Raw genomic sequence first — 9,869 nt, 5'->3', positions numbered from 1 at the left:
GCCGGAGCAAACCGCTTCAAAAACGCGGCGGGGCTGACTATGGGTGTTGCCCCGAACTTCGCCAGCGCGAGCAGATGCTGGTCACCCGAGACAATATAATCCGCACCGGCCGCCGCTGCGCACTCCAGGACGCGGTTGTCGGAAGGATCATCGGTTACCACGTCGAGCACGGATTTCGGTAGGACAGTTACCGTGTTCTCGAGTTCGAGCAATGACTCTATAACCTTTTTTCTCTCTACCGCAGTACCGGCACTGCGGAACTTGGGCCGAAGCAACACCCCGAGGTACTCCTCGATCAGCGCAGGACTCACGGCGACCGTGAAAGCGCCGTCGGCCCACAGCTCAACCACCCTTCCGGGGGGGCCGCCGGGTACCAGGACGCCCGAGACCACAACGTTAGTGTCCAGAACGACGATCATGTCCTTGCCCTGAACGCCCGGACCTCTTCCTCCACGTCCACCTCGGTGATCCCGGCCCTCGCAGCGCGGGCGCGGAGGTCGGCCAGGGCGAGCTTCAGAGCCATCCTCTTGTTCTCCTCCACCGCCCGGCGGAGGGCGCGGTACTCCTCACAGCTAATAAGCACCGCCTTCGGCTCGCTGTTGACGGTTATCACCACCGGAGGTTCACCCCGGGCCAGCGAATCGAGAAACTGAGAGAGCTTCGGCCGGATCTCGTTGATGCCTGCGATCCGCTCCATATTGTTTTCTCCTTTCGGGATAGCAGAATGAATCCGGTAATCTTTACATTATTGTAACCGCTGCCGCAAAATTCATCAATTCCTGTAAAGCCTGTTTCCCGGTGGAAAAAGCTATCCAGTTCCCCTATCTTTCTGCCCGGACCGCCACCCAGTCGTTCAGGCGAGCAACTTCGCGAACCGCGAAATCTTTTTCCAGCGCCGCCGTGACCTCGGCTTCCCGGGGGGCCGCGATGCCGCCGGCGATAAAGGTGCCGCCTGACTTGAGGTGCCGTGCCGCTTCAGGAGCGAAGGCGATGATAACGTCGGCGACAATATTGGCCACGATGACGTCGGCCGGCTCGTCAACGCCCTGCAGCAAGTCACCCGCCACCACGCGGACCACTGCCGCGACACCGTTGCGGGCCACGTTCTCGCGCGCGACCCGCACCGCCACCGCATCCTCGTCCACCGCCACGACCCGGCTGGCACCAAGACGCGCGGCGGCAATGGCCAGGATGCCGGAGCCAGTGCCAACGTCGCAAACCACATCTCCCGGCTTCACCACCCGTTCCAGCAATTCCAGGCAGAGCTGCGTGGTGGGATGAGTGCCGCAGCCGAAGGCCATGCCGGGGTCGAGGGTGATAACCAGATCGTCCGGCAACGGCGCGTAATCCTCCCAGGACGGCCGGATAACAAGGCGTTTTCCTACCCGAAAGGTCCGGTAGTGACTCTGCCAGAGGCGGAGCCAGTCTGTTTCCGGCAGCTCCCGTACCTGCACTGGACAAAGCACGAATCTGGAAAGAAGCGCAATAATTTCTTCGCTCTGCCCGGCCCGTTCCTCAGGTAGGTAACCCTTGACATGCACCGGACCTGCCTCCTCCGGAGAATGAGGCCCCGGCCCGCCGGTGCTGATCTCCACGCCGTAGCCGGTCAACTTGCAGAGAAGCGAACCCACCAGATCCACCGCTTCCGGCCGCACCGTAACCGTGATTTCTATCCATTTCATTATCCCTATAGCCTCCTCCGCAGCCATTATACCATATTTTGTTGTTGCCCTCCGGTCCAGGCCCGAAAAGGCTGTTTATTTTGGCGGTTAGCGGTGTTATAATCCTTTTTATAGATGGCGAAAATGCGCTTGCGGCGCACGAGCGCACCAGGGGTAAAAGGGGAGATGGCCGTGGAGACAATCGGTATCGGTCTCTTGGGTTTCGGCACCGTGGGGCGTGGTGTTTATCGCGTCCTGCAGCGAAACCGGGAACTAATCACCAACCGTTTGGGCGCTACCCTCAAGGTACGCAAAGTGCTCGTCCGGGACCCGGAGAAGGACAGGGGTATCGCCGTGCCACCGGACCTCTTTACCGCCGATCCGGCGGCAGTTCTCGCCGACCCCGCCGTTCAGATTGTGGTCGAAGTGATGGGGGGCATCGAGGCGGCCCGCCGCTACGTAACGGAAGCCCTAACCAGGGGAAAGAGCGTGGTGACGGCTAACAAGGACCTGCTCGCTGCCCACGGACAGGAACTCTTCGCGGCCGCTACGGCGAGCGGGGCCGACCTTTTCTTTGAAGCGAGCGTCGCCGGCGGTATCCCGATCATCAAGATCCTTAAGGAAGCGCTGGCGGGCAACCGCATCATAGAAGTGATGGGGATTGTCAACGGCACCACTAACTACATCCTGACCAAGATGAGCGAGGAAGGAGCCGCGTTCGCCACGGTCCTGCAAGAAGCCCAGGCAAAAGGATACGCCGAGGCCGACCCGACCAGCGACGTTGAGGGACTCGATGCCGCCCGCAAGATCGCTATCCTCGCCTCCATCGCCTTCAACTCCCGCGTGAAATTAGAAGACGTTTACCTTGAGGGCATCACGCGGGTAACGCCCGAAGATATTCGCTATGCCCGCGAACTGGGCTACGTGGTGAAACTCTTAGGCATCGCTCGCGAAACGCCGGAGGGGATTGAGGTGCGGGTTCACCCCGCCCTGGTGCCGGTAGCGCACCCGCTCGCGGCGGTGCGGGATGTCTTCAACGCCGTGTTTGTGCGGGGGGATGCGGTCGGCGACACGATGTTTTACGGGCGCGGCGCCGGCGAACTTCCCACGGCCAGCGCGGTAGTCGGGGATATCATCGCCGCGGCCCGGAACATCCGCTACCAGATGCGGGGAACGACGGGCTGCACCTGTTTTGAAACCAAGCCCGTAAAACCGATTACGACGGTGGAAACCTCCTACTACCTCCGCCTCCGCGTGACGGATAGACCGGGCGTTCTGGCCGGCATCGCCGCCGCTTTCGGGAATAACATGGTGAGCCTGGCGGCGGTGATCCAAAAGACGACGGGCGCAATCGCGGAATTAGTGCTCGTCACCCACCGGGTGCGCGAGGCGAATCTGCGGGCCGCGGTCGAAGAACTGCGCCGGCTGCCGACCGTGGAAGCGGTGGCCAACATCATCCGGGTCGAAGAGTGGTATGGCGGTTAGGGCCAGAGTAATAGTCCCCGCGACCACGGCAAACCTCGGCGCGGGCTGCGACTGTGCCGGCCTTGCCCTCGCGCTCTATAATAAGGTTGAGCTCACCGTGGCCGGAGAGAGGCTCCGGATCACGGTAAAGGGTGAAGGGGAAAGGAACATCCCCCGGGATGAAGGGAACCTGGTCTATCAAGCGGCCAGGCGCGTCTGGAACGCGACTGGCTTTCCGGTCCCCGCCGGGGTCCAAATCACGCTCGAAAGCGCCATCCCGGTAGGCGCAGGCCTCGGTTCGAGCGCCGCAGCGATCATCGGCGGGATGTTAGCGGCAAACGCCCTTAGCGGCGCAAAACTGACCCCTCAGGAAGTACTGGATTTAGCGGCCGCGCTGGAGGGGCACCCGGACAACGTAGCGGCAGCGTTTTACGGGGGCGCCGTCGTGGCGGTTGTTGAAGGGAAGCGGATCCTGACCCTCAGGTTCCCGGTAGCGGCAGAACTGCGGGCCGTGGTAGCCGTTCCTGCTTTCTCCCTTCCTACCGCGCAGTCCCGGCGGGTTCTGCCCCCCTCTTACGTGCGGGAGGACGTTCTTTTTAACGTTGCGCGGGCGGCCCTCCTGGCCGGCGCGCTGGCCTGCGGGCGCTACGACCTGCTACGGGCGGCAATGCAGGACCGGCTCTACCAGCCCTACCGCGCCCCGCTGGTACCCGGACTGAACGAAGTGCTCGCCGCCGCCCTTAAAGCCGGCGCCTGCGGGGCGGCTTTAAGCGGGGCGGGGCCCGCGGTAGTGGCGCTGACCACGCAGGACGCCGCGGCCGTTGGCGACGCGATGGGGACCGCTTTTGGGGCCGCGGGGGTTCAGGCGCGGGTTTTGATTCTGGAACCGGACGCGGCCGGCGCCCGGGTAGAACGGTTTTAGCTGCGCAACATTTCGCTTGCTGGTTATATAATAATGGCTTATTGACAGAAGCAAGTCAGGAGAGTGTGGCAATGTTGATTGTTCAGAAGTTTGGCGGCAGTTCGGTGGCCAATCCGGCGCGGATTAAGCGTGTTGCCGACCGCGTCTGGCGCACGCGCCAGGAAGGGAACGAGGTGGTAGTGGTCGTTTCCGCCATGGGCGATACCACGGACGAGCTTATCGCCCTCGCCCGGCAGTTAAGCGATGATCCGGCGGCGCGCGAGATGGACCAGCTCCTGGCGACGGGCGAGCAGGTATCCATCGCCCTGTTAACCATGGCCCTCCACGAATTGGGCGCCCAGGCGATCTCGCTCACCGGCCCCCAGGCCGGCATTACCACTGATGGCGTCTACGGCAAGGCGGCGATTACGGGGGTTGCTGCGGCACGGCTCCGCGCGGAACTCGCCGCGGGGAAAATCGTCGTGGTGGCAGGCTTTCAGGGCCTCGCGCCCAACGGCGACGTTACGACCCTCGGACGGGGCGGCTCCGACACGACCGCGGTAGCCATAGCGGCGGCGCTCCAAGCAGACCGCTGTGAGATTTACACCGACGTGGACGGGGTTTATACCGCAGACCCCCGGGTGGTACCGGAAGCGAGCAAGCTGCCGGTGATCTCGCACGACGAGATGCTGGAGCTTGCCAGCCTCGGTGCGGTGGTCCTCCACCCGCGCTCGGTGGAATTAGCAAAACTTTACGGGGTGCCGTTAGTGGTGCGGTCAAGCTTCAACGACAATCCGGGAACACTCGTTAAGGAGGATGACGGGATGGAACGCGCGCACATGGTGAGCGGCGTCGCGTACGATCTGAACGTCGCCAAAATCGGCATCTTCGACGTACTGGACCAGCCGGGGATCGCGTACCGGCTTTTCGCCGCGCTGGCCGAAGAAAAGATTAACGTGGATATGATCATCCAGGGGGCGACCCGCAACGGCCGGAACGACATCGCCTTCACCGTTTCCCGGACCGATCTAAAAAAGGCGCTGGCCGTGGTCGAAAAGGTAAAGGAGGCCGTCGGCGCCAAGGGCTACACCTACGACGACCGGGTAGCGAAGGTTTCGATTGTGGGCGCCGGGATGATCACCCGGCCCGGGGTGGCAGCGACGATGTTCGAAGCGCTGAGCGCAGAAGGGATAAATATCGAGATGATCAGCACCTCAGAGATCAAGGTTTCCTGCATAATCAAGGAGAACGAAGCGCAAAGGGCGGTGCAGGCGCTGCACCGGAAGTTCGGGCTCGACGCGGTGGGGCAGAAATAGAGCCGCAGCTTTACCAGGACTCCGGAGGCGGCCGTAAAAAACGGGAAGGTCAGGCCATGCCGGCCCGGCCGCCCTTCTTGCCGTTTTGGAGTAACCGGGCAAGTTCCACCAGTATTTCCCCTTTCGGGCGTTCTTTCTGGCGCCCGGCCTCCGCCGCCGCCAGAGCGAGCACCCGGGTAACAAATTCCTCCACCTCCCGGGAGGAGGCGATACCCGCACTCTCCCTGCCAGGCTCGCCGCCTCTGTAGTAAGCCGCAAGTGCCGCCCGGAAATCTCTCTCGTACCGGTCAAGGAGCAACCGCAGGTAGCGCGCGGCACCGAAGATATTCTCGACCGGGTCGAACGGGTTCTGCAGCCTCAGAAACCTGGCAACTTCCGGAGAAAGTTGCATAATCCCCATTTTTCCGCCGGGAGAAATAAAATCCGCCCTTTTCCCCGAAAGCACGGCACCAATTGCCCGCAATAACGCCGGGGAAAGCGCGTAACGCCGGCCGGCCGCGCGGAAGACGGCACCGTAAAGCTGATCGTTTATCCGGCAGGACGGTGATGATTCGGTGGCGGCGGCAAGGAAGTCACGCGGCTGAAAAGAGACGCCATCGTCCCACCCGTTCGGCGAAAAATCGATCTCCCGCACCGGGTTTCACTCCGTAAATCGTGCTGTAGGTTTATGGTTCAGCGCTATCAGCGGTTTCTCCTGCCGCTGATTTTTAGTTGTTTTGTCAGAAAAGATCGGGGGTTAGCGGAACCGGTGCTCCGTCCCGGCAAGGAGGCGCCGGATGTTGCTCCGGTGGCGGTAAATGGCAACACCAGCCGCCACCGCCCCGAAAAGAATGTAGGGCCAGGAGTAGTTGAAGGCGGCAATGAGTAGCGGCAGGCTACCAGCCGCGATAATGGAGGCCAGAGAAACGTAGCGACTCAAAGCGAAAACGAAAGCCCAGACTAAAAGGGCGCCGCAGGCTGCCCCCGGTGTGAGCATGATGAAGACGCCGAGCGCGGTGGCAATCATCTTACCGCCGCGAAAGCGAAGGAAGACCGACCAGCTATGACCGGCCAGGGCGCAGGCGCCCGCAACCACCGCCGGCCACTCACCGGCGCGGCTGCCTAAATAGACGGCCGCCGCCCCTTTGCCCACGTCGCCGGCCAGCGCCAATAGACCGAAGGCCGGACCCAGCGTCCGCCAGACGTTGGTGGCGCCGATGTTACCGCTGCCGTGCCGGAAAATGTCTATCCCCCGGGCGCGGGCTAACAGGTAGCCGGTGGGAAAAGAGCCAAGAAGGTAAGCGACCAGGGCAATACCTATCAGTTTCAGAAAAACCACCTCGCCTGCCGCCAAGCGCGCTTCTGTACCAGCAGATTTTCACCTTATGCATCCGCTGCTGTTTTTTTATTCAGGATACAGGGAGAAGAGAAAAAAGACAAGCCGCAATTCGCCGCTTTTCGGCAGAATGTGTCTCCCCCCCCGGGTTTCGTCTTCAGTATATGAAGAAAGGTCCTTCGGAGAAAGCCGGGGGTAAGGTTTTTGGCAGCCGGGCGGGCTCAAACCTTCTTCTCCCGCTTGCGCCGCAACTTGAAGCGGACCGGCGTTCCGGTGAAGTCGTAGGCAGCGCGCAACTGGTTTTCGAGGTAACGGCGGTAGGAAAAGTGCACTAACGCCGGGTCGTTAACGTAAAGTAAAAAAACAGGGGGATTAATCCCGACTTGGCGCCCGCGGAAGATCTTCAGGCGCTTACCGGCTGCCTGGGGCGGCGGGTTGCGCAGGGTTGCCTCCTGCAGCAGGGCGTTGAGCTCCCTCGCTGGCACGTGCCGGCAAGCGTTGGCCGCCGCCGTATCCACCGCTTCCAAAAGCCGCCCGACACCCTGGCCGGTAGTCGCCACGGTGAAGACCACCGGCGCGTAGCCAATGAAGTCGAGCGCGTAGCCAATCGCCTCGCGGAACGCCGCCGCATCCCGTCGTTCCGCCGGTACCAGGTCCCACTTATTCACTACAACCACCACCGCCCGGCCCGCTTCTTCAATCATCCCCGCAATCCGCTGGTCTTGCGCGGTGACGCCCTCAAGAGCATCGAGCACGAGCACCGCCACGTACGCCCGGTCAATCGCCTTCCGGGCGCGCAGCACGCTGTACCGCTCCACCGGCATATCAATCCGGCTTTTGCGGCGGATGCCGGCGGTGTCGATCAGCACGTAGCTTTTGCCGCCGCGCTGGAAGGGCGTATCCACCGCGTCCCGTGTCGTCCCGGGGATCTCGCTTACAATCACCCGCTCCGCGCCTAAGATCGCGTTTACTAGCGAGGACTTCCCCACGTTCGGCCGCCCGACAATCGCCACCCGCAGGGCCTCATCGTGCTCCTGCCGGGGCGACTTCTCCGGAAGGCGCGCCACAATCGCGTCGAGGAGGTCGCCGGTGTTAAGCCCTTGCGCCGCCGAAACCGGCAGGGGCTCCCCCATCCCGAGGGCGTAAAACTCCCCAAGGGCAGGCGGCGGGTCGAAGCGGTCCACCTTATTGGCCACCAGAAGCACCGGCTTCCCCGCCCGGCGCAGGAGGTCCGCCACCACCTTATCTTCAGGCATTAGTCCCGTCCCAGCATCAACGACGAAGAGGGCGAGATCGGCTTTTTCCAGGGCTTGCGCCACCTGACGCCTGATGCCCGCCTCGATAACCCCCTCCGGCGCGGCCACCACACCGCCCGTATCCACCAACAGAAATTTTCGGCCGCTCCATTCGGCTTCCCGGTAAATCCGGTCACGGGTAACACCCGGCTCAGCCTCTACAATCGCCGCCCTTTCCCCGACCAACCGGTTGAAAAGGGTTGATTTCCCCACGTTCGGCCGCCCCACAATCACGACCACCGGTTTCCCGCCCATAACCGACTCCTTTGCCGTTCCGGAATCTCACTCTTTACGAAAACTGCGGCGCGCAAGTTTCACCCCGAGGGCGGCCACGAGCTCGCGCGGGCCGGCCGCCGCCACCACCCGGCAGCCGACTTGGTGGGCCACCGCCGTGCAGGTCATATCGTCGAGGAAGAGGTGCCCGTCCTTCAGCGCCGCGGCGGGGACCACTACGAGTTCGGGCCGCAGCCCCTCCCGGGAAACCGCAGCGAGGGCCGCGCAGATATCCCGGCCGGTAAGCAGGCCGGCCACCGTTACGCTGGTCCCGAAAAAGCGGTTCGTAACAGGCAGTAGCGTTACTTCAAGCCCCGCCACCGCGTTCAGCCGCGCGACCACGGGCCGCAGCACCGGCGCGGCCAGCGTGCCGGTGACCAGGATCGCCCGGCAGGGGGTGGTTTGCGCCGGAAGGCGCTGCTCTACCCGTTTCCAGGCATCGAGAAAACGCCGTACCAGCCCGACCCCGTTCTCTAATTGCGGGAAGCCTTCGTACTCCTTCGTCGCCGGCACCGCTTTTCCTGCCAGGAGGTAAAACTCGTCGGCCGCGAAGACCAATCTGCTGCCGTAGCGCTGGCGGAACTCCCGCTGCCACGCCACCACGTCTTTCAGGAGCGCTGCCGCCGCAGCGGGCGTTACGGGGCGTAATGGATAGAGTCCCGCACGGTGTGCCGTCAGGCCAACCGGCACCACCGCCACCGAACGCACCGCCGGGAAAAGGGACGCCAGATCCCGCACCGTCCGCTCCAGCTCCGCCCCGTCGTTGAGGCCGGGACAAAGGACGATCTGCGTGTGCAGGGTAATGCCGCCCGCTGCCAGCGCTGCGAGTTGCGCCTTGATTTCCGCCGCGCGGGGATTTCCCATCAAGTACGTGCGCAGCTCCGGGTTGGTGGTGTGCACGGAAACATAAAGCGGGCTCAACCGCTGCGCCACAATCCTTTTCAGGTCCCGCCGCGTGCAATTCGTCAGGGTAACGAAATTCCCTTCCCAGAAGGAGAGGCGGTAATCGTCATCCTTGAAGTAGAGGCTCGGGCGGAGTCCCGGTGGTTGCTGATCGACGAAGCAAAAAACGCAACGGTTAGCACACCGGCGGATGCGGCCGAAAGGTGAAACAAAACTTAAGCCCGGTCGCCCCGCTTCCGCCGCTAGCTGGATGCTGAATTCCCTCTCCCCCCGCCGGACGGTGAGTTCCGGTTCGGCAACCGCAAGATAGAAGTAGTAGTCGATGATATCCCTGACCGGCTGGCCACCGATGGCGGTGATCCGGTCGCCAGCCGCCAGCCCGGCCGCAAATGCGGCGCTGCCGGGTTCCACCGCTTTTATCTTAAGCCCGCTCATTAGACCATAAAAAAGCGCAGCCTGCAACTTTCACCGCGCAAAGTGTAAACCTTGTCGGCAATATCCAGACATCACGAATAAATTATCTTGCAGGGGGTTGCCGGCGTCAAGCCTCTTCCGCCGCAAAGCGCACCAGACGCGGGTAGCAGCAGGCAATGGCCCGGTGAAAAAGCCATCGGCCCAAAGGGTAGCCACGGCGGGCAAGCCGCCAGACCACGGACAACCACGTTACGCAGGCGACATCCGGCACCGGGCGGAGAAGCCACTCTGCTTCTCCGAAAAGTTTTTGCCGCGCCCTGAAAAATT

At 62.7% G+C, this 9,869-nt stretch carries 11 protein-coding genes; 3 read left to right on the top strand and 8 right to left on the bottom strand.

Annotated elements, in window-relative coordinates:
- The 3 genes from ACUVTA_RS00590 to prmA form a co-directional block, all read right to left on the bottom strand.
- Nucleotides 1-419: putative toxin-antitoxin system toxin component, PIN family (locus tag ACUVTA_RS00590; RefSeq protein ID WP_445951040.1), on the bottom strand; the 419-nt coding region annotated here is incomplete at its 3' end.
- The gene (locus tag ACUVTA_RS00585) at nucleotides 416-697 is read right to left on the bottom strand and encodes a type II toxin-antitoxin system Phd/YefM family antitoxin (RefSeq protein ID WP_445951039.1); all 282 of its coding nucleotides are present in this window, start codon (nucleotides 695-697) and stop codon (nucleotides 416-418) included. The genes ACUVTA_RS00585 and ACUVTA_RS00590, both read right to left, overlap by 4 nt.
- A gap of 124 nt (nucleotides 698-821) precedes the next feature.
- Complete coding sequence (prmA, locus tag ACUVTA_RS00580) at nucleotides 822-1,682, bottom strand: 50S ribosomal protein L11 methyltransferase (protein WP_445951038.1); 861 nt, start codon at nucleotides 1,680-1,682, stop codon at nucleotides 822-824.
- A 129-nt stretch (nucleotides 1,683-1,811) separates the two neighbouring features.
- On the opposite strand from prmA, the gene ACUVTA_RS00575 reads away from it, so the two are divergent.
- From ACUVTA_RS00575 to ACUVTA_RS00565, 3 genes are all read left to right on the top strand, one after another.
- Complete coding sequence (locus ACUVTA_RS00575) at nucleotides 1,812-3,146, top strand: homoserine dehydrogenase (protein ID WP_445951037.1); 1,335 nt, start codon at nucleotides 1,812-1,814, stop codon at nucleotides 3,144-3,146.
- Complete coding sequence (gene thrB / locus ACUVTA_RS00570; RefSeq protein WP_445951036.1) at nucleotides 3,136-4,047, top strand: homoserine kinase; 912 nt, start codon at nucleotides 3,136-3,138, stop codon at nucleotides 4,045-4,047. The genes ACUVTA_RS00575 and thrB overlap by 11 nt, the downstream gene beginning before the upstream one ends.
- A gap of 71 nt (nucleotides 4,048-4,118) precedes the next feature.
- A complete protein-coding gene (locus ACUVTA_RS00565) occupies nucleotides 4,119-5,342 on the top strand; it encodes an aspartate kinase (RefSeq protein WP_445951035.1) in 1,224 nt (407 codons plus the stop codon).
- 49 nt (nucleotides 5,343-5,391) lie between these two features.
- Here ACUVTA_RS00565 and ACUVTA_RS00560 read toward each other — a convergent pair whose 3' ends face one another.
- The 5 genes from ACUVTA_RS00560 to ACUVTA_RS00540 form a co-directional block, all read right to left on the bottom strand.
- Complete coding sequence (locus ACUVTA_RS00560; protein WP_445951034.1) at nucleotides 5,392-5,976, bottom strand: lytic transglycosylase domain-containing protein; 585 nt, start codon at nucleotides 5,974-5,976, stop codon at nucleotides 5,392-5,394.
- A 102-nt stretch (nucleotides 5,977-6,078) separates the two neighbouring features.
- On the bottom strand, nucleotides 6,079-6,660 hold the full coding sequence (plsY, locus tag ACUVTA_RS00555; RefSeq protein ID WP_445951033.1) for a glycerol-3-phosphate 1-O-acyltransferase PlsY: 582 nt from the start codon (nucleotides 6,658-6,660) through the stop codon (nucleotides 6,079-6,081).
- Between the two features lie 218 nt (nucleotides 6,661-6,878).
- Entirely contained in the window at nucleotides 6,879-8,207 is a 1,329-nt protein-coding gene (der, locus tag ACUVTA_RS00550) for a ribosome biogenesis GTPase Der (protein WP_445951032.1), read from the bottom strand.
- A 27-nt stretch (nucleotides 8,208-8,234) separates the two neighbouring features.
- Nucleotides 8,235-9,563: a DUF512 domain-containing protein gene (locus ACUVTA_RS00545; protein WP_445951031.1), complete on the bottom strand. Its 1,329-nt coding sequence runs from the start codon at nucleotides 9,561-9,563 to the stop codon at nucleotides 8,235-8,237.
- A 106-nt stretch (nucleotides 9,564-9,669) separates the two neighbouring features.
- Nucleotides 9,670-9,869, bottom strand: a 200-nt coding sequence (locus tag ACUVTA_RS00540) for a hypothetical protein (RefSeq protein WP_445951030.1), incomplete at its 5' end; no start/stop codon positions are given.

The organism is Thermodesulfitimonas sp. (genome assembly GCF_052743955.1).
Note: the sequence above shows the minus strand (reverse complement) of the source record. Positions and strands in the feature narration are given on the sequence as shown.